19 protein-coding genes are annotated in these 18,023 nt (G+C 60.8%); 6 read left to right on the top strand and 13 right to left on the bottom strand.

Translation table 11 applies throughout. The annotated features are described in order from the left end of the window. Positions 1-6 precede the first annotated feature (6 nt). A complete protein-coding gene (locus DEA8626_RS06965; RefSeq protein WP_108852284.1) occupies positions 7-2,427 on the bottom strand; it encodes a CAP domain-containing protein in 2,421 nt (806 codons plus the stop codon). A 175-nt stretch (positions 2,428-2,602) separates the two neighbouring features. Continuing rightward, the gene (locus tag DEA8626_RS06970; RefSeq protein WP_245890788.1) at positions 2,603-4,147 is read right to left on the bottom strand and encodes a helicase HerA-like domain-containing protein; all 1,545 of its coding nucleotides are present in this window, start codon (positions 4,145-4,147) and stop codon (positions 2,603-2,605) included. Positions 4,148-4,578: 431 nt separating this feature from the next. On the opposite strand from DEA8626_RS06970, the gene DEA8626_RS06975 reads away from it, so the two are divergent. Then, positions 4,579-5,214 carry an invasion associated locus B family protein gene (locus DEA8626_RS06975; RefSeq protein ID WP_108852285.1) on the top strand — a complete coding sequence of 212 codons (636 nt, stop codon included), beginning with the start codon at positions 4,579-4,581 and terminating at the stop codon, positions 5,212-5,214. A gap of 153 nt (positions 5,215-5,367) precedes the next feature. Here the strand turns inward: DEA8626_RS06975 and DEA8626_RS06980 are convergent, their stop codons facing one another. From DEA8626_RS06980 to DEA8626_RS06995, 4 genes are read right to left on the bottom strand one after another with little or no spacing between them, the layout of a single operon-like run. Then, complete coding sequence (locus DEA8626_RS06980; RefSeq protein WP_108852286.1) at positions 5,368-6,576, bottom strand: beta-ketoacyl-[acyl-carrier-protein] synthase family protein; 1,209 nt, start codon at positions 6,574-6,576, stop codon at positions 5,368-5,370. Next, positions 6,573-6,836, bottom strand: a complete 264-nt coding sequence (locus DEA8626_RS06985) for an acyl carrier protein (RefSeq protein ID WP_108853357.1) — start codon at positions 6,834-6,836, stop codon at positions 6,573-6,575. Before DEA8626_RS06985 ends, DEA8626_RS06980 begins: the two co-directional genes overlap by 4 nt. After that, entirely contained in the window at positions 6,820-7,941 is a 1,122-nt protein-coding gene (gene lpxD / locus DEA8626_RS06990) for a UDP-3-O-(3-hydroxymyristoyl)glucosamine N-acyltransferase (RefSeq protein ID WP_108852287.1), read from the bottom strand. Before lpxD ends, DEA8626_RS06985 begins: the two co-directional genes overlap by 17 nt. A 47-nt stretch (positions 7,942-7,988) precedes the next feature. Beyond that, the gene (locus tag DEA8626_RS06995; RefSeq protein WP_108852288.1) at positions 7,989-9,605 is read right to left on the bottom strand and encodes a L,D-transpeptidase family protein; all 1,617 of its coding nucleotides are present in this window, start codon (positions 9,603-9,605) and stop codon (positions 7,989-7,991) included. 324 nt (positions 9,606-9,929) lie between these two features. Here DEA8626_RS06995 and mepK point away from each other — a divergent pair, with 324 nt between their 5' ends. The 4 genes from mepK to DEA8626_RS21235 all read left to right on the top strand — a co-directional run bounded on the left by mepK (position 9,930) and on the right by DEA8626_RS21235 (position 13,077). Then, positions 9,930-10,499 carry a peptidoglycan L,D-endopeptidase MepK gene (gene mepK / locus DEA8626_RS07000; protein ID WP_108852289.1) on the top strand — a complete coding sequence of 190 codons (570 nt, stop codon included), beginning with the start codon at positions 9,930-9,932 and terminating at the stop codon, positions 10,497-10,499. Between the two features lie 599 nt (positions 10,500-11,098). Further along, the gene (locus DEA8626_RS20815; RefSeq protein WP_146188841.1) at positions 11,099-11,383 is read left to right on the top strand and encodes a hypothetical protein; all 285 of its coding nucleotides are present in this window, start codon (positions 11,099-11,101) and stop codon (positions 11,381-11,383) included. Next, on the top strand, positions 11,367-12,287 hold the full coding sequence (locus DEA8626_RS07005; protein WP_245890846.1) for a LamG domain-containing protein: 921 nt from the start codon (positions 11,367-11,369) through the stop codon (positions 12,285-12,287). Before DEA8626_RS20815 ends, DEA8626_RS07005 begins: the two co-directional genes overlap by 17 nt. A 19-nt stretch (positions 12,288-12,306) precedes the next feature. Then, the gene (locus tag DEA8626_RS21235) at positions 12,307-13,077 is read left to right on the top strand and encodes a hypothetical protein (RefSeq protein ID WP_146188842.1); all 771 of its coding nucleotides are present in this window, start codon (positions 12,307-12,309) and stop codon (positions 13,075-13,077) included. A gap of 110 nt (positions 13,078-13,187) precedes the next feature. On the opposite strand, the gene DEA8626_RS21020 is transcribed toward DEA8626_RS21235, so the two are convergent. Beyond that, positions 13,188-13,340 carry a hypothetical protein gene (locus DEA8626_RS21020; protein ID WP_181366376.1) on the bottom strand — a complete coding sequence of 51 codons (153 nt, stop codon included), beginning with the start codon at positions 13,338-13,340 and terminating at the stop codon, positions 13,188-13,190. A 68-nt stretch (positions 13,341-13,408) separates the two neighbouring features. After that, complete coding sequence (locus tag DEA8626_RS07010) at positions 13,409-13,717, bottom strand: cyclic-phosphate processing receiver domain-containing protein (protein WP_108852291.1); 309 nt, start codon at positions 13,715-13,717, stop codon at positions 13,409-13,411. Between the two features lie 158 nt (positions 13,718-13,875). On the opposite strand from DEA8626_RS07010, the gene DEA8626_RS21025 reads away from it, so the two are divergent. Then, positions 13,876-14,028 (top strand): hypothetical protein, encoded by a 153-nt coding sequence (locus tag DEA8626_RS21025; RefSeq protein ID WP_181366377.1) that lies wholly within the window; start codon positions 13,876-13,878, stop codon positions 14,026-14,028. A 15-nt stretch (positions 14,029-14,043) separates the two neighbouring features. On the opposite strand, the gene DEA8626_RS07015 is transcribed toward DEA8626_RS21025, so the two are convergent. The 5 genes from DEA8626_RS07015 to DEA8626_RS07035 all read right to left on the bottom strand — a co-directional run bounded on the left by DEA8626_RS07015 (position 14,044) and on the right by DEA8626_RS07035 (position 18,011). Further along, complete coding sequence (locus tag DEA8626_RS07015; protein WP_108852292.1) at positions 14,044-15,624, bottom strand: relaxase/mobilization nuclease domain-containing protein; 1,581 nt, start codon at positions 15,622-15,624, stop codon at positions 14,044-14,046. 12 nt (positions 15,625-15,636) lie between these two features. Further along, positions 15,637-15,987, bottom strand: a complete 351-nt coding sequence (locus DEA8626_RS07020) for a plasmid mobilization protein (protein ID WP_108852293.1) — start codon at positions 15,985-15,987, stop codon at positions 15,637-15,639. A 691-nt stretch (positions 15,988-16,678) separates the two neighbouring features. Then, entirely contained in the window at positions 16,679-16,867 is a 189-nt protein-coding gene (locus DEA8626_RS07025; RefSeq protein ID WP_108852294.1) for a hypothetical protein, read from the bottom strand. A 42-nt stretch (positions 16,868-16,909) separates the two neighbouring features. Continuing rightward, complete coding sequence (locus DEA8626_RS07030) at positions 16,910-17,278, bottom strand: ankyrin repeat domain-containing protein (RefSeq protein ID WP_108852295.1); 369 nt, start codon at positions 17,276-17,278, stop codon at positions 16,910-16,912. Further along, positions 17,265-18,011 carry a hypothetical protein gene (locus tag DEA8626_RS07035; protein ID WP_108852296.1) on the bottom strand — a complete coding sequence of 249 codons (747 nt, stop codon included), beginning with the start codon at positions 18,009-18,011 and terminating at the stop codon, positions 17,265-17,267. The genes DEA8626_RS07030 and DEA8626_RS07035 overlap by 14 nt, the downstream gene beginning before the upstream one ends. Positions 18,012-18,023: the final 12 nt, after the last annotated feature.

The raw sequence follows: 18,023 nt of genomic DNA on the forward strand, positions 1-18,023 counted from the left end.
GCCGCCTCACACGATGATGATGTGTGACTCCAGTCCCGCGGTATCTGCCAGGTCCACGAGGGTCAGGACGTCGCCTCCGCCGAAGTCGAGCCGCACATCAGTGCCAACGACCGAGGCGAAGGTATTGACGATCTCGGTCGTTGTGAGTGTCCCTGCCCATAGATCGTCGTCGAGCAGGAGCCTGTCGCCCTCGGCCAGCGAGAAGTCGGTCGCAAGGTCGGCACCGTAGCCAGTGTCGAAGACGAAGTGGTCCGCGCCGGTTCCGCCGGTAAGAGTGTCTGCACCTGCACCGCCATCAATGTTGTCGTTCCCTGCCCGTCCGTCGATCTGGTCATTGCCGCCATAGCCGCGCAGGAAGTTGGCGCCGTTGGTGCCCTTCAGGATGTCATTGCCGGTATTGGAGCCGTAGACGCGCTCGAAGCCCGAAATCGTGTCATCGGCCGCCCAGCCACCGGACAGCGCGTTGGTCAGCAGGTCGACGTTCACCCCGCCCGAGGAATAGTAGTAGTTCACGTTGTCGATGCCGTTGCCGCCGATCAGCGTGTCGGCGCCGTTGCCGACGAGGACGGTGTCATTGCCGTCGCCGAGGTCGACGTTGTCGTCACCGCCCCTGTCGTAGACGATGTCATTGCCGCCATAGCCGCGCAGGAAGTTGGCGCCGTTCGTGCCCTTCAGGATGTCGTTGCCGGTATTGGAGCCGTAGACGCGCTCGAAGCCCGAAATCGAGTCGCCGGCTGCCCAGCCGCCGGACACCGAGTTGTTGAAGAGATCGACGTTCACGCCGCTCGTCGAGCCGAAATAGCTGATGTTGTCGATGCCGTTGCCGCCGGCCAGCGTGTCGGCACCGGTTCCGACGATCACCGTGTCATTGCCGTCGCCGAGGTCGACGTTGTCGTTACCGCCCCTGTCGTAGACGACGTCATTGCCGCCATAGCCGCGCAGGAAGTTGGCGCCGTTGGTGCCCTTCAGGATGTCATTGCCGGTATTGGAGCCGTAGACGCGCTCGAAGCCCGAAATCGTGTCATCGGCCGCCCAGCCACCGGACAGCGCGTTGGTCAGCAGGTCGACGTTCACCCCGCCCGAGGAATAGTAGTAGTTCACGTTGTCGATGCCGTTGCCGCCGATCAGCGTGTCGGCGCCGTTGCCGACGAGGACGGTGTCATTGCCGTCGCCGAGGTCGACGTTGTCGTCACCGCCCCTGTCGTAGACGATGTCATTGCCGCCATAGCCGCGCAGGAAGTTGGCGCCGTTCGTGCCCTTCAGGATGTCGTTGCCGGTATTGGAGCCGTAGACGCGCTCGAAGCCCGAAATCGAGTCGCCGGCTGCCCAGCCGCCGGACACCGAGTTGTTGAAGAGATCGACGTTCACGCCGCTCGTCGAGCCGAAATAGCTGATGTTGTCGATGCCGTTGCCGCCGGCCAGCGTGTCGGCACCGGTTCCGACGATCACCGTGTCGTTACCGTCGCCAAGATCGACGTTGTCGTTTCCACCCCTGTCGTAGACGACGTCATTGCCGCCGCCTGCATCAATAGTGTTACTTCCCTTGTTGCCCAGGAGCGTGTTGCTCTGGCCATTGCCCGTCAGTGAAAGGTTCCCCACCCCGAGAAGTTCGGCATCCGCAACGCCTGAGACAAGTGTCAGATTGCCGGACGTACGGAAGAGCGATCCGTCGACGAGGTCGAGCTTCACGTTGCCCGCCGAGAGATCGACCGTCACCGCGGAGGCCGAGCCGCCCTGCGTGACGGTCACCGAAACGGCCGCGCCTGCGCTTGTCGACAATCCGTAGCCGCCCGCTGAGGCGGTCTGAGCGGTGCTGCCGCCGATCTGGAAGCTGACATTCGCGACGCCTTCTCCGATCGAGTAAAAGTCGTCGTTGTCGCTGTCGGTGTAGGCGACACCCGTGAGGAACACGGCACTGCCGATCTGTCCGTAATTCTGCGTCGCGAGCGCGGCATTGTAGGATTGGTTCGTCGTGAACGTGCCGGTTTCGATCCCGATACCGACCTCGCGAAACACGTCGCGCATGATGTTCTGCCGATGCCCTTCGCTGAGAAAGAGACCTTCGTGCAGATCAGCCGTCACCTGATTGAGGTTGATCGTGCCCGTCGTCAGGTACTGACCAAGGTTTTCGCCCCACCAGAAGCCCGACGACGCGTAGCCTGCGGCCTCGATCCGGTCGTCGGCCCCGGACCCTCCGGCGCCGGTATGGCTGAAGGTGTCATTGGCCAACATCCACTGCGAGTGACCCGTCGCCGCCGTCTCGAGCGCGGAATTGGGCGCGAGAACCTGCTTTGCGGCGGACGAGATCGTGCCCGGCGCAAGGCCGTCGTTCAGACCGATCCCGAGTCGCGCCGCCTCCGCGTTCGGATCCAGTCGTGCACGATTTATCAGTTCGAGCATGTACTGCTCTTGCGCGGTCAATGCCATGACCCAACTCCTTCACCCAATCTGAACGCCGCCAAGGCGAGAGAGCCTCCGGCTGCGGCGCTGCTTAGCACCACTACGTGGCAAAACATGGCCATTCCGTGGCGTCCGCGGGGTGCTGTTGCGGGACGGGCGACAGCCCGCCGATTTTGGGCGAATGGTTGCCGATCCGAGGACGTTATCGGGACTTGAAGAGACTGCCGAGAATCCCCCGGACGAGCGCCTGGCCCGTCTTCGTGCCGAGCTGCCGTGCGAGGCTTTTGCCGAAGGCAGTGGCGACACTGTCGCTGCGCGACGAGCGGCGCGAACTCGTCCGCTTGGACTCGGCGCCGTCATAGCGGCGCGCGCGCTTCAGTTCGCGCAGTTCCTCGGCCATGCGTTCCTCTTCGGCCTCGGCCTCTGCGGCGGCCTTGGCGGCGCTGTCAGCGCGCGCCTGCAGCCGTTCGAAGGCCGAGTCGCGGTCGACAGTGGCGCCGTATTTCGCATCTAACCCCGAGGCCGCGATCGCCGCCCGCCGCTCGTCGGCGCCGATGGGGCCGAGCCGGCTCGACGGCGGGCGGATCAGCGTGCGCTCGACCATTCCTGGGGCGCCCTTGGCTTCGAGAAACGAGGTCACCGCCTCGCCAATGCCGACCTCCTTGATCGCGGTTTCGGTGTCGAAGCGCGGATTGGGCCTGTAGTTCTGTGCCGCGCGCGCGAGGTCCTTCTGGTCTTTCGCTGTAAAGGCCCGCAGCGCGTGCTGGATGCGATTGCCGAGCTGGCCGAGGATGTCGTCGGGAACGTCGGCGGGGTTCTGGGTGATGAAATAGACGCCAACCCCCTTCGACCGGATGAGGCGGGCGACCTGCTCCACCTTGTCGACGAGCGCCTTGGGCGCGTCGTCGAAGAGAAGATGCGCCTCGTCGAAGAAGAAGACGAACTTCGGCTTGTCGGGGTCGCCGACCTCGGGCAGCTCCTCGAAAAGCTCCGACAGAAGCCACAGAAGGAAGGTCGCGTAGAGCCGCGGCGAGCCCATCAGCTTGTCGGCGGCGAGGATGTTGATCTGCCCCCGCCCGTCCGGCGCGGTCCGCATCATGTCGGCCAGCTCCAGCGCCGGTTCCCCGAAAAGCCGCGTGCCGCCCTGGTTCTCGAGCACGAGGAGCTGGCGCTGGATCGCGCCGATCGTGGCGGTGGCGACGTTGCCGTATCGCAGGCTGATCTCGTCGGCGTTCTGCCCGATCCAGACGAGCATCGCCTGAAGATCCTTGAGGTCGAGAAGCGGCAGACCCTCTTCGTCAGCGAGCCGGAACGCGATGTTCAGAACCCCTTCCTGCGCCTCGGACAGATCCATGAGGCGCGCGAGAAGCAGCGGCCCCATCTCGGTTACGGTCGTTCGGATCGGGTGGCCCTGTTCGCCGAAGAGGTCCCAGAAGGCGACGGGAAACGACTGGTATTCAAGCTCGTAGCCTATGGTGCTACAGCGCTTCATGAAGGCGTCATGGAGCTTGGCCTCGGTCGAGCCCGCCACGGCAAGCCCCGCCAGGTCGCTTTTCACGTCGGACAGGAAGACTGGTACGCCGGCGGCCGAAAAGCTCTCGGCCAATATCTGCAGGGTGACCGTCTTGCCGGTACCGGTCGCTCCGGCGATAAGCCCGTGACGGTTCCCGTATTTCAACAGCAGTTCCTGAGGCGCAGCGTGTCCCTCCCCGCCGCCGCCCGCGTAAATCCCCTTCTCGGTCAGCACACCGCCCCCCTTTTTTTCTCCTCAGGTTTCGCAGGCACAATACAATCTTAACTCTGGCATGCCAGTCTTGATTGCAGGCGGGCGGGTGTGCTTTCGCCTGAGTGTTACTTCCTCCCTGTCAGACTGGCCGCGCCTTCCGGGCGCGGCTTTTTTCCGAGCAAAATCAAATTTGTGGGACGGATAATATTTCCTGTTGACGCGAAGATGCTAACTGAATAGCGTTCGCACCAATGAGTAAGTCGGCCTGTCCGACAGGGAGCAAGATTCTGGGAAGGGCCCTCGCTGGGCCCTTCTTTTTATTGTGAAATGGGCGCGCGTCAGAACGTGCGCGGAATGCCGCTGAGGCCGGATTGGGCGCGTTTCGCCGCTGACACTCCCCCGAGGCCATGCTAAAGCGCGATCAGACCCCCAAAGGCTCAATGGAAGGACACATGGCCGCATTCCCCAATCACCTGACGCTCGCCCTCGCGCTTCTTGCTGCGGGCCCTCTGGCCGCGCAGGATACGTCGCAGGACACGGCAGCACCCGAAAGCGCCGCGACTGAAACCGAGCAAACCGAAGCGGCGCCGGCAGACCCTGCGACGACCCCCGCTGACGGTATGGGCGAGCCCTATGTCGCCGAGACGCATGGCGACTGGCAACTGCGCTGTGTGAGGACCGACGACGGCTCGGATCCGTGCCAGCTCTATCAGCTCCTGAAGGACAGGGAGAGCGGGCAGCCGATCTCCGAGATCAGCATCCTCGCTTTGCCCGAAGGCGGTGAGGCGGCGGCGGGCGCGACGGTCATCACGCCGCTCGAGACGCTTCTGACCCAACAGCTCAACATCACCGTCGACGGCGGCCAGACCAAGCGCTATCCGTTCACCTTCTGCACCGAGGTTGGGTGCGTCGCGAGGGTGGGTTTCACGGCCGAGGACCTCGCCGGGTTCCGCAAGGGCAAGGTCGCGGTGATTTCGGTCGTACCGGTTGCCGACCCGACTAGGACCGTGGACGTCGACATCTCGCTTGCCGGCTTTACCGCAGGCTTCGCGTCGCTTGCGAAGACTTTGCCGCAAAAGCAGGAATGACGCGGGACATAGGTCACCAAAGCTCGTTAGCAGCGCTGCCCGGGCCGGGCAGCGCATTTCCGTTTCGGGCCAGCTAAACGCAGCATCGATCCGGCGCGGAGCAATCAGGCGCCGGCCCGATCCCACGATGAATCCCGCCCGGCGCGACGCGCTTCAGACCTTCTTCAGCGCGATTACGGCATTGAGCCCGCCGAAAGCGAAGGCGTTCGAGAGCACGGCCGAGACCTTCGCCTCGCGTGCGGTGTTCGGAACCACATCGAGCGCGCATTCAGGATCGGGCTCTTCGTAGCCGATGGTCGGGGCGACGACGCCCTCGCGCAGCGCCATGAGGCAGGCCAGAAGCTCGACCGCGCCGGTCCCGCCGATCAGATGGCCGTGCATCGACTTCGTCGACGAGATCAAGAGCCGGTTCGCGTGGTGTCCGAAGACATGCGCGACGGCGGCGCATTCAGTCTTGTCGTTCGCCGCGGTCCCCGTGCCGTGGGCATTGACATAACCCACGTCGGCCGCGGCCAGCCCGGCATCGGCCAGCGCGCCAGCGATCGCGCGTTCGGCGCCCGCCTGGTTCGGCATGACGATATCGGCGGCGTCCGATGTCATCGAGAAGCCGGCCACCTCGGCCAGGATCTCGGCGCCTCGCGCGACCGCGTGATCCCACTCCTCGAAGACGAAGACGCCTGCCCCCTCGCCCTGCACCATGCCGTTGCGATTGGCGGAGAACGGGCGGCAGGCATCCTTCGACATGACGCGCAGGCCTTCCCACGCCTTCACGCCGCCGAAACAGAGCATCGCCTCCGACCCGCCGGTGACCATCACCCGTGACATGCCCGAGCGGATCATCTGGAAGGCGAGCCCCATCGCATGGTTGGACGAGGCGCAGGCGGTCGCCACGGTGAAGGACGGGCCGCGCAGATTCCATTCCATGCTGACATGGGAGGCGGCCGAGTTGTTCATCAACTTCGGCACGACGAAGGGATGCACGCGGTTCTTCCCCTCCTCGTAGACCGCGCGGTAGTTTTCGTCCCAGGTGTTGACGCCGCCCCCGGCGGTGCCAAGGACGACTCCGGACTCGGCCGACAGCCGTTCACCGAAGACCAGGCCCGACTGTTCGATTGCCTGCCGGGCCGCGAGCATCGTGAACTGGGTAAAGCGGTCGTAGAGCGCCAGTTCCTGGCGGTTGAAATGCGTCTCGGCTTCCCAGTCTCGGACCTGTCCGCCGATCCGGATCGACAGCCGCTCCACGTCGCGAATGTCCAGCGGTCCGATCCCGCAGCGCCCTTCGCGCATCGCGGCAGAGGTCGATGCGACATCGTGACCGAGCGCGTTGATCGTCCCCCCGCCCGTGATGGCGACGCGCCTCATGCCCGTTCGGCGACCAGATTTTCGACCGCGCGGATGATGGCGGACACCGACGAGATGTCGAACTCGTTCTTCTGCGGCTCGTTGGCGTTGAACGGCACCGAAATGTCGAACGCCTCCTCGATCGCGAAGATCGACTCGACGAGGCCGAGGCTGTCGATGCCAAGGTCTTCGAGGCTCATCTCGGGCGATACCTGAGAAACGTCGAGCACCGCCTGTTCGGCAATGATCGCGATCACCTGGTCCCTAACGTTCGTCGTCATCGCTTCTTCCATTCTGCTCTCCTACGCCCAGTCGTGTAACAGCGGCACGAAGCTCCGCGACCTGGTCGACCAGCCGGCCGAGGCGGCGAATCTGCTTCCAGGCGTCGATGTAGCTGTCCATCTTGATCGCGGGATAGCCCAGCAGGACCCGGCCCGCCGGCGCGTTCGAGAGGATCTTGGTGCCGCCGCCTGCGATCACGTCGTCGCCGATGAAGATGTTGTCCGAGACACCGACCTGGCCACCGAGGATGACGCGGTCGCCGATCCGGACCGACCCGGCGATGCCGGTCTGTCCCGCGAAAAGGCAGTCGCGCCCGACCGTCACGTTGTGACCGAGATGGACCAAGTTGTCGAGTTTGGTGCCCGACCCGATCACGGTCGCGCGGATAGTTCCAGAATCGACTGTCGCATTCGCGCCGATTTCCACATCGTCGGCGATCTCCACACCGCCGAGCGAATGGATACGCAGCCACTTCTGCGCCCGGATCTCGGCGCGTTCGCCCAGCGTCTCGCGGATCTCCTCGACGCCGGACTTCTCGGGCGTGGCGAAGGAGAAACCGTCGGCGCCAATGACAGCGCCCGGCTGGCAGATGAAGCGCGCTCCTATCCTGACCCGCGCTCCGATCCTTGCGCCCGCGTGGATCAGCGCCTCCGGGCCGATTTCCGTGTCCGGGCCGATCGTGACGTGCGACGCGATCCGCGCGCCCGGACCGATCCGCACGCGCGCGCCGATGATGACGTAGGGGCCGACCGCCGCATCGGCCGCGACCTCGGCGTCCCATGCGACGATGGCCGTCGCATGGATCCCCGGCGCGATGTCAGGGCCAGGATCGAGCTGGCGCGTGACGCCCGCCATGGCGACACGCGGCCTGGCAACGAAGATCGCCGCGGCGAGCCCGAGCGCCCGCCAATCGGCACCTTCCCAAAGAACAGCCGCACGTGCGCGGCTATTGGCGAAGCCGTTCGCATACTTCTTGTCCATTGCAAGGGCGAGATCTTCGGGCCCCGCCGTCGCGGGCTCTGCCGCGCGGCAGACTGTCAGCGACAGATCGCCCTCGGCCGCCGCGCCGAGCGCTTCAGCGATTTCCCCGACAGTGTGGGACATACTGCCTTCCAGATCCGATGCGGGGCTTCGTCACCCCGTGGAGAGCATTATCCCCGAAGCGCGTCCAAGACCACCCCAGCCGATATCAGTGCTTCGAAAATCCGCTGATCGCGGCCATAGACGTCACGCCGGAATTCGATCGCGCCACGCGCGTCGGGCCAGGCGGTGAAATAGACGAGGTGTACAGGTACCGGCTGCTTCAGCAGAACCGTCGTTTCGCGCCCCGTCCTGAGATGACGGTGGAACTCGCCCTTCGGGTCGTCGGTCTGCCGCGCGAGAAGCGTATAGGCGAAATCGAACGGCGAGCCGAGACGGACGCATCCGTGACTGAAGGCCCGGACCTCCTTCTGGAACAGCGACTTCGTCGGCGTGTCGTGCAGGTAGATGTTCCAGCGGTTGGGGAACATGAACTTCACCAGCCCCAATGCATTGCGCTCCGACGGCGGCTGCGACATCGAAAACGGAAAATTCCGCGCCGTGAACTGCCGGAAGTCGGTGCCGTCGCGGCTTACCACCCTGCCCCGCCGGTCGACAATCTTCAGATGCCCCACGGCACGCGGGTTTCTCTGCAGCATCGGCAGGTATTCCTTGACCGTGATCGAGCGGGGCACGTTCCAGGTCGGGTTGATGACCATATGCTCCATCAAGTCGGAGAATTCAGGGCTTCGGCGGTCATGCTCGTTCATGCCGACGACGGTCGCCGTCTCGAACGTGACCTTGCCGTCATCGATGATCTTGGCGCTGAAATCCGGCAGGTTGACCCAGATATGGCGGCGGCCGAGCGATATGCCGTTCATCCAGCGCAGGCGCTCCATCGCCACGACGACGGAATGAAGCCGCCGCTCGGCGCCGACATTGATCTCGGCGAGCGTGCCCGCGCCTGCGATCCCGTCGGTGTGCAGTCCGTGGTCGATCTGGAACCGCTGGACGGCCTTCTGCATCTCGCCGTCGAACACCGCGCTCGCGCTTCGCGCCAGATACCCCATGCGGATCAGCCGGTCGCGGAGCGCGATCACCTCGGTCCCGGTGTCGCCGGGGCGCAGCGTCTTGGCATGCACCGTTTCACCCCAACCGCCGCGCTCGATCAACCGTTCGAGGTCCATCTTGGCACGGCGGAGCTGTTCGTATTGCGGCATCTGGGGCGGCAATGCACCGAAATAGGCCGACGGGTCAGAGGCCGCCAGCGCGCGCATTGTCGCGAGCCGGTCGCGCTTCGGCACCTCGCGAACGATCCCGCTGTCCACGCGCCTGGGATCGAGAACGCCCGACTGCATGTCCTCGGCATAAGTGATGAAAGATTTCGTCACACGGGCCTCAAGCCGGCCCCGCTGGCGTTCCGAGGCGAGTGAGAGGAAGGCGGCTTTCAGGCCCTCGGCGTCATAACGTTCGGCGGGAAGCCCATGTTCAGGCGCCATCGCCAGCGCCCGGAAGAGCGCCGCACGGCGCTCTGTGTCAGCCGACGAGGTCCAGAGCGGCGCATAGTCCCGTTCGCGATAGAACTCGGCAAGGGCGGGTGTTGAGGCAAGTTCCTCGGCTGCCGCCTGACGGAAGGCGAGATCAGACGATAAAGCGGATTGAGCCAGGATGACCCACACGCCAACGAAGGTAAGGACTTTAAAAATTACCGTTCCGACAAAGCTCGGCCGCACCAATACTGCCGTCATGAAATCCTCTGCACCTTTACCCGTTCCCTGATTAACCAGTGTCAGGGATTTGTGGATTGGTGTCCATTCACGATAGGGCCAGTTCGGCGTGAGCCGCCCCGCGCCTGATGCAGCAGCGCAACAGCGCAAGCGATCTCTGCCCTGCTCACGGGCCTCTTTACCTCGATCAGCGGCATTTCGCCGATCACGGCACAATATCCTTTCAGCGGACAATTGCCCGTTGGCGACGGAATCGTCTTATGCCATAAGAAGTCAGCACTTGGGGACATCGACAGAACAAGCCGCTGATAAGGCGGCGAAATGCTACGGGACAGGCGTATTGCCATGACAAATCACTCAACCTTGAGCTTCACTCGGCGTGGACTTCTTGGGGCGTTTGCGGCGACCGCTGTGGCGGCGGCGCCGACCTGCTCCAGTGCTTTCGGACTCTTGCGCGGGGCGGGCGATGTCCGCCGCATCCGCATGTATTCGGGCCGTACCGGGGAAAGCATCGACACCATCTACTGGATCGAGGGGAAGTACATCCCCGAGGCCATGAACGAGATCACCTATTTCATGCGCGACTGGCGGTCGGACGCGACAAGGACGATCGATGCGCGCACGATCGACATCGCGGCGGCCGCGCATCGCCTTCTGGATGTGGGCGAGCCCTACATGCTTCTCTCTGGCTACCGCACGCCGCAGACCAACGCGCTTCTGCGCTCGCGCTCGCGCGGTGTCGCGAAGAACTCGCTGCACATGAGTGCGCAGGCCGCAGACCTCAGGCTCCGGTCGCGTTCGGTCTCGCAAATGTTCCGCGCCGCCGCTGCCTGCGAGGCGGGAGGCGTCGGCAAATACAGCCGGTCGAACTTCGTTCATATGGATTGCGGTCCGGTCCGCTCCTGGGGCAGCTGACAGGAACGACCTTAAGTCACAGAGCAAGGCGCCCCGCGAGGCGCCTTTTCTTTTGCCTGCGCGCAGATCTTGCAGGTGGTCCGGCGTCGCGCGCTGGGGATTCCGGCTCAAATTGCTGAATCATTGGCGCACCCGACAGGATTCGAACCTGTGACCTCTGCCTTCGGAGGGCTATCTCAAGCCTCTGAAATCACGGCGTTTTTATATAATATCATAGACTTAACCGTCGCCATATGTCGCTGCAGGTCGCCTGAATCGGCTGCTGAGTGTCCCAAAATTGTCCCAAGCGGGCTGAAAGCCGCTTCCCCGGAGCCATCCTCGCCCACACCAAAGCAGGGGCGAGGATGCGAGGAGAACCGGCGCAGTGCTGCTTCCCTGGTGAATCTGAGCCTTCACGGTCCTTACTTCTAAAATCATAAAGCAAAAAGCTAAGCGTTCAATGAGATCGAGTATTTGCACGCTGATGTCTGTGTGCAGGCGGAGTAATTGCAAGAGAAAATAGCTGTTCATATTAACTTAAGAGAAATTGATTATAATATGCGGTATTACTATTATTCTTTTTAATAAGCTGTAACTGTTATGTTTTTTGAGAGGTTCTTATGCGAATTCCAGTAATTTTTTTGTCTACGTTACTAACAGTACTCCTGCTTTGTGCGTTCGCACAGACGAAGCAATTATCTGCGGCTGACCGTAAAGCGGATACCCGCATAGAAGAAGACGGCGAGACTAATGAAATTCGATTCTACGTGGATGGCGAACTCGGTGCTGTGCTGAAAAGCGATGGGCTGCATGTGCGCAACGGTATTCGTTATGGCGGGACTATCGTCGATGCCGGTGCGCAGGGCTATTTTGAGAAGCAACAAGGTGATGATGCGAAGAAATAGTCTGCTGCTAATAACACTGATTGCATTGCTCTGTGTTCCGGCGTTCACGGTGCAGGCACAAATGTCTCTTGACGCAAGCGGCCCCAATGGCGGTTCGATTATCGCGGGCTATGACAGCCGATCCTGTAGTGGTTTGCTGACGGGGGCAATGCGATACAATAGCAGTTCGGGCAAGGTTGAAGTTTGCGCCAGCACCGAACCCACGGATGGTCTCATCGGACACTGGCAACTTGATGAAAGCGCAGGCGGAAGCACAGCATACGATAGCGTTGGCTCAAACGATGGTGCTTGGCAGGGTACGGGTAACATCGACACGCTGACCGGACAAATTGATAGCGCATTCGACCTCGAACATGCAGACGGTAACTACCTCAACCTTGGGTCAGACACGAGCCTTGACAATCTTGGCCCGCTAACCATTGCAGCGTGGGTCAGGCCGGAATCTCTTACAGACTATGGATTTGGAAATGCCGGAACGATTTTTGCAACGACCACTAATTCTGGCGGCTCTGGTTACACCTTTTACGTTTTGAACAACGGCGGCCTAAGGTTTTACGTCTTCAGCACAGGGGGAACAAAACCGCAAAGCGACTCGAATTCCAGCTACGTGGCAACGGGGACATGGACCCATGTTGCGGCAACCTGGGATGGGAACCTGTCATCGGCAGCTATCAAAATATACGTCAATGGCAGTGAGGTCAGCTATGCCACACAAACGGGTGGCAGTGGGGGCACGATTGACGACAGCGGCAATGACAAAGGCATTGGCCAGCCGCCTTCGCATCCAAGCAGTACAGAGTTTGACGGCGGGATTGATGATTTTCGTCTTTACGATCGCGTTCTCAGTAACAGCGAAATTCTTAGTATCTATAACGGCTCAAGTTGGGCGAATTGGGAGGGGTAAACAAAGCAAGGTGGTGATGATGCGAATTTCTTTTCTTATTTTGTTTTTTGGTTTTGTCGTTCCCCAAATCATCAGTGCGGCTCATGCTCAGACGGCTGCCGATTTGCGTGGCGGTGGTGATCCTGGCGGCTCGATCATACCTGGCTATGACAGCCGTACGTGCGACGGCACGATCGAAGGTGCTATTCGATACAACAGCAGCACAACCTGCGCTGAGTTCTGCGACAGTTCAAGTTGGGTTTGTCCGAGTAGCAGCGGAATCGGATATTTTGTTATCAGTAGTACTACTTACGACGGAAACCTGAGTGGCCTAAGCGGTGCGAACAGCACTTGCCTTAGCAACTTGCAGAGCAACAACTGGCTAGGAAAAACTGAAGCGGGCACGTTAACATCGGCGCGAGTTAAAGCGTGGCTTTGCGATAGTTCAACTTGTCAGAACTTGGAAGCGGACACGACATACAAGTTCGCCGTTTCCGGAAGCACAACCGTCGGAGGCTCGGCGTTCGTGACCGACTCGAATGGTGCCGGACCCGGCTATACGACTGACTGGGCTGACTCCAACACATTCGATAACGCTACTGCCCATAGATACTGGACGAATTTCGCAAACAACTCGACATCACTTTGGGGGACTACAGCGAATTCAAACCACTGCAACGACTGGTCTGACAACACAAACTCCTATCAGGGGCAACAAGGGTATGAAAACGGCACTGGAGCAGTACGCTGGAACGACTCCACCGTTATCTGTTCCCAATCCAAATATCTCATTTGCTTTGTGAACCCATAATGCCCAAGAGATAATGATGAGTCCTAGATCGCTATCTGGCCAAGCATAACCACCCGCAATCACAAACAGTTAAGTCTGGGCGCCTTCTTGTTCCTCCTCTGCAAAGTAGCTCAAATGGTTTCGCCTAACTCTGCACCGGCATTTTCCGCCATAGTGCTCGCGTTGCGCGCGTTCTGCTTGCATGCCTTATACATGGCGGCGGCATTGGCTGCGCGCTGATTGATGCCGTCGATCAGTTCTTTTTCGGCGATAGTGAGTTTCATGATTTTGCTCCCACTTTGATGAGGTGAGCATGGGATATCAGGACCGATTTGTCCTGATCACAGGCTGGTCACGGTTTGTCCTGGCGTTCGCTACCTTCGCTCATGATCGAATCTGCCATCATCTGCATCTTGATCCGCGCAAGGCGGTCATCGCTATGAACGCGGATCTCTGGCGGATGAAACCCGCGTTCGCGAACGGCGTCTTCAAGCCAAACCAGCACGTCTATTCCGGTGCCACGCTCGGCATCGCCGAGGTCGTAATCGAGACTGATTAATTCGACATCACCGGTTTCAAGTAGGGCGATAGCCTGCTCCGGCCAGTAAACCCGCACCCAACCTTCCGGTGTCATCCGTATATCATCAAGAAAGACGCGCATGGCTCACTATCCTGCCATGTTGGGCCGAAAAACAATGCAGAAATAGGTAGCACCGATCCTGCTCGCTTTTGGTCACGCCTTTTTGCTGTCATACATCTTGTGCCGGCTGATATCGGTTCCCATATATGTGGTATCGCTTATCGATGGAGACAGAAATCATGGCAAAGAAGCAGAGCCATACCGACTACCGTAGCTCGACCACCGGAAAATTCGTGAAGAAGTCATACGCGGACAAGCATCCGAACACGACGCAGAAAGAGTCGATCCCCAATCCGGGACGCGGAGATACAGGGCGCGGCAAGAAGAAGTAATCGCCGCAAAGGGCGCTAGTCGTCGTCGCGCCGGAAACTTTTGCCACCGCGCCTACCACTCTGGAATCCACGGCCCCTACCCCGCCGCCGCTCTTTAGCGCGCTGTTTCCAGGTGCGGGCGCGTTTCTTATCCTGCTCGTCTTCCAGATCGGCAGCCCGCGCCTGTTCCAGCCCTTCGGCAAACTCGCCCGCATCATTGAAGGCCTCGGACAGTTTGCCCTGCGGCATGTCCGTTGATGTTTTGACGCGCCGGTCCCGCGCCGCTTCGAAGAAGTCCTGCCGGAGCTGCTGCTCCAAGCTTTCTGCTTTCAGCTCTGCCCTCTTCATCCGGCGTTCCAGCGCCTGACGCTCACGTATGCCAAGGCGCTGCGCCATCCGGCGGCTTCGGGCAATGTCGAGCTTCTCGCGCTCATGACGGCGGGCAAGCGATTCCCGTTCTGCGGCTTGACGCTGCGCGGGATCGAGATGAGTGAGCTTCTGGATCGGCCCGAGAACCGAGCGCAGTCCTGGCGTCTTACCGATCAAACCGGCAACGGCCCGCCGCGCCCGAAAGATCAGTCCCCTGCCCTCCCGAAGCTGGGCGGCATGAAGCGCCATGCGTTCTGACTGCTGGCGAGTGAGTAGCTCCTGCTCTCTGCCATTGATTGAAGCCTGCCTGCGCACCTGCTTGTCAGCAAGCCGACGCTCCAGGGCTTTTCGCATTTGCGCGAGCTCTGCCTGATGTTCTTCAGCTTTGCCGGTATTTTCACCTTTGCCTTCACCCATTGCCTGGCCGCGCTTCCGGACCAGGTCTTTTGCCTCATCGACCGACGGCAGCGCGTCCCGATCGAGACCTGCGAGCTTGGCTTTTATGTCCTTGGCCTTGTGGCCTTTGATATAGCGGGTAAGGCTGTGCACATCGCACTGCCGGTCCACGATGACAAAGCCGCGCCGATCACCGCGCGCAAGGACATAGCCCTTTTCTTCAAGCGCGGCGCGGAAGGCTTCAGCGCTATCGGCCTGCTCATAAGCCTGCGTAATTTCTGCGCGGCGCTCTTCCGGGGTAATGCCAGTGCGATCCTGCTGCGCTTTTTCGGCCAGCGTCGGATCGAGCTTTTCGCGGGTATCGTAGCGTTTTTCCTCCCAGGCTTTGAGACCGGGCGGCAATTCCAGATCAAAGCGATGGGCGAGCTCAACCGCGCAATCCATCAGCCTGCGTTTGTCATGGCTCATATGGATCGCTTTCATCGCCTCCAAGTCTATCCGCGACCAGACGACATGGCAGTGCTCGCGGCCAATGCCATTTTCGTCCGGCTTGACGTGAAAGACGACGGCCCGTGGCTGCCCTCCGAGCCCGAGCCGGTCTTCGATGGTGGCGATCGCTTCGAGATATTGATCACGCGTTAACGGCTCGGGCGGGTTGATGGACAGGCTGTAGAGATATTTGTCGGCTTTGGTGCCAGCGGCAACGGCTTCAAACTCGGCAAACGCGCCGTAGAGATCATCGGCGACACTGCCGCGCAGTTCGGCGATCTCGATGCGCTCGTTATCAAAGCCGTTCATCAGGTGGATGGCGAGATCCGATCCGTTCGCGCGCTGGCTGCCTTTGAGGATCATGACGCGCCCTCCTCACGGCCTGCGCCCAAGCGCTTCGAAGAGCACGGCGCGCATTTCGGAAAGGTCCTGATGGGCAGCGTCGATGATCGCATCATCAGTGCGATCGTTTCCTACAGAAGCCTCACGCAAAGCCGTCGCCAGAACGCCTAGCTGACCAAGTAACTGCGCCGCAATTTTGCGATCAAGCGGCGGTGTGCGGGATTTGCGGAGCGGCTTTTCGGCAAGTACGGCATGGCGGATCAGAGCGGCAACAGGCACGCCTGCACGGGCGGCACGCTCTTTGACAAGAGCGGCTTCAGCGTCATTGAACCGCGCGCTGAGCGTGGTCTTGCGCTGTCTTTTTTCGCTGCCGCTGCGCGCCATACTGTTCGCTCACGCTCCTTTCACCATTTGCCGTGCAGGGAGCCTCCCTGCTCGTGGTCCACCAGCGAAACGGTGGCCGGGGTTTGAAGGGGATCGGCATCCCCTCATCAGGTTTCCAAAGGGCGCGAAGGCTCTTTGGTCGATGGGTTTCTAAAGGGAGAGCGAAATCTCCCTTTGGTCGTGGTCCAGGGTGCGAAAACCCTGGTCTATGGGGGCCACTACCGCGCCGCGGGCGGCGCGTGTTCCGCACGCGCTGTTCGCGCTTCGCGGTGTGGTGGGGAGAGAGACTTCTCCCCCTGCCCGGTCTTCTGAGTCCCTCGAAGAAGATCGGCTGCGGCGTGCAAATGCTGAAGCTCACAAACTGGTCACGGACCGTTTGCTCAGAGCTGCAGGCGGGTACGCCGCAAGCGGCACGAAAAGGCTCGATGCCTGATGGTGCCGCTGAGCTGGGGGATGCAACGGGGGGCGGTAGCGCCCCCTTGCCAAGATGGCGCGGTCTCACCGCGCACATCTTGTATTCGACCTTAACGGCCTCTCATTCCATTATGACATTGGGGATATTAACGAAGCCTTAACCAATGGGCCTAAACCCACGGTGAGTGCGGGTTATAGTGCATGATTTCAGTGCGTTGGTCAAATCCTGGTCACGCTCACTGGCGTGCTCGCCGCGTTATCACGCGGCTCGCGGTTCTTAATCTTCTTTCTTCCCGATGGCCTGGTAGAGATCATTAAGCGCTTCGCACGCTTTTTCCGCGAGGGCCTGCCATTCGGGGTGCGCCTGAACAGCCGGATGATCGACCAGTTCTTCTTCCACGGCACGGGCAAAAAAGCTGCTCATGTGCAGGGCTTCGTGATAGGAAAATTTGTCTGGCTCGGACATGGCAAATGCCTTCTGTTCTTTGTGATCGCCGGATCACGCTTGTCATTTGCTCTGAGCGTCAATGAATCGCGCTTCGGCAAGAACGATGTAGTCTGACAGCTCATCACTGACGCCTGCCATTTCAGCGGCAATCACACTCGGCCAGCGCCCGAAGCCATCGGCGAAGAATGCCGCGCCATGCTCTTCGACCAGAGCTTTGGTCAGCTCTATGTTGTTCGAAGCCACCGCCAGGTGAAGCGCCGAAAGCCCGGTCTGCTCATCGGTCATGTTTACGTCTTCGCCGCGTGCGAGCGCCGCGAGAACACTCCCGGTGTCGGCGCGGCGCGCCGCAGCGAGCATGTCGTCTGCGGCGTAGCGCGGTCGATCAAGGGCAATCGGCCTGTTCTGTTCGTCGGTCTCAATCCACAGCATCGCTCGGCCTCCCGGATTCGATCAGGATCGGTTCTGCCCTGCTGATCGTGCTGTCCTTATCATCCACAACGCGGAAGCCCGCTTCGGCGATAACGTGTCCGCGCAGATAGGTGCCAGGATAGCTCTCATGAGCCTTGAGCCGCTCCAGATAATAGGATTTCGGGGAGCCGGTCAGCTTGTCGCGCAGCGCGATGTAGACAAGCCCGCCACTCACGATCAAAGCGCCTTCATGTTCGGACAAGGAAAAGCCGGCTTCGGTCCGGTTGATCTCGTCTGCGATCATGAAGCGCTCGTCTTCTGATGTTGTGATCGTCAATTCAAGCCTGATCCCGTCCTGCGCTGCTTCCCGGCTGCGCACTTCCAGATACGTGCCTGTCAGAGCCTCACGCAGCGCGGCCTTGATCGGCACGTGATCAGTTTCCGCCGCACCGTGGAACCGCGCGAGCGCGGGACCAAAATTCAAAGCAGGGCTTTCGGGAGCGACCGGGAAGTCTTCTGCCCGCAGTAAGTGCACGCACATTTCGACAACCATGTCGGCGGTATGATGCGTTCCGCGTACAAAGCGCTGCAACGTTGGCAAGGAAATTTCACGTTTCTTCGGATCGGCAATGCTGAGACGATCCCACAGGGTCGGCACGCCGATCCTGTTCGCCTTCATATAGGCTTTGATTGCTGCCCGGATTTGTGCCCGGTGCTCGACATCAAAAGTGATCGGAATGTCATCTTCAGCCATGACAGCGGCTAT

This window comes from Defluviimonas aquaemixtae (assembly GCF_900302475.1).
Classification (GTDB): Bacteria; Pseudomonadota; Alphaproteobacteria; order Rhodobacterales; family Rhodobacteraceae; genus Albidovulum; species Albidovulum aquaemixtae.

Coding starts and splice junctions, on each gene's coding strand:
- DEA8626_RS06985 (WP_108853357.1), bottom strand. CDS start 6,836: ATGACGACGAACGTTAGGGACCAGGTGATCGCGATCATTGCCGAACAG.
- lpxD (WP_108852287.1), bottom strand. CDS start 7,941: ATGTCCCACACTGTCGGGGAAATCGCTGAAGCGCTCGGCGCGGCGGCC.
- DEA8626_RS07025 (WP_108852294.1), bottom strand. CDS start 16,867: ATGTCCGAGCCAGACAAATTTTCCTATCACGAAGCCCTGCACATGAGC.
- DEA8626_RS06965 (WP_108852284.1), bottom strand. CDS start 2,427: ATGGCATTGACCGCGCAAGAGCAGTACATGCTCGAACTGATAAATCGT.
- DEA8626_RS21020 (WP_181366376.1), bottom strand. CDS start 13,340: ATGAAACTCACTATCGCCGAAAAAGAACTGATCGACGGCATCAATCAG.
- DEA8626_RS20815 (WP_146188841.1), top strand. CDS start 11,099: ATGCGAATTCCAGTAATTTTTTTGTCTACGTTACTAACAGTACTCCTG.
- DEA8626_RS07030 (WP_108852295.1), bottom strand. CDS start 17,278: ATGCTGTGGATTGAGACCGACGAACAGAACAGGCCGATTGCCCTTGAT.
- DEA8626_RS06995 (WP_108852288.1), bottom strand. CDS start 9,605: ATGACGGCAGTATTGGTGCGGCCGAGCTTTGTCGGAACGGTAATTTTT.
- DEA8626_RS07010 (WP_108852291.1), bottom strand. CDS start 13,717: ATGCGCGTCTTTCTTGATGATATACGGATGACACCGGAAGGTTGGGTG.
- DEA8626_RS21235 (WP_146188842.1), top strand. CDS start 12,307: ATGCGAATTTCTTTTCTTATTTTGTTTTTTGGTTTTGTCGTTCCCCAA.
- DEA8626_RS07020 (WP_108852293.1), bottom strand. CDS start 15,987: ATGGCGCGCAGCGGCAGCGAAAAAAGACAGCGCAAGACCACGCTCAGC.
- DEA8626_RS21025 (WP_181366377.1), top strand. CDS start 13,876: ATGGCAAAGAAGCAGAGCCATACCGACTACCGTAGCTCGACCACCGGA.
- DEA8626_RS07035 (WP_108852296.1), bottom strand. CDS start 18,011: ATGGCTGAAGATGACATTCCGATCACTTTTGATGTCGAGCACCGGGCA.
- DEA8626_RS06975 (WP_108852285.1), top strand. CDS start 4,579: ATGGCCGCATTCCCCAATCACCTGACGCTCGCCCTCGCGCTTCTTGCT.
- DEA8626_RS07015 (WP_108852292.1), bottom strand. CDS start 15,624: ATGATCCTCAAAGGCAGCCAGCGCGCGAACGGATCGGATCTCGCCATC.
- DEA8626_RS06980 (WP_108852286.1), bottom strand. CDS start 6,576: ATGAGGCGCGTCGCCATCACGGGCGGGGGGACGATCAACGCGCTCGGT.
- mepK (WP_108852289.1), top strand. CDS start 9,930: ATGACAAATCACTCAACCTTGAGCTTCACTCGGCGTGGACTTCTTGGG.
- DEA8626_RS07005 (WP_245890846.1), top strand. CDS start 11,367: ATGATGCGAAGAAATAGTCTGCTGCTAATAACACTGATTGCATTGCTC.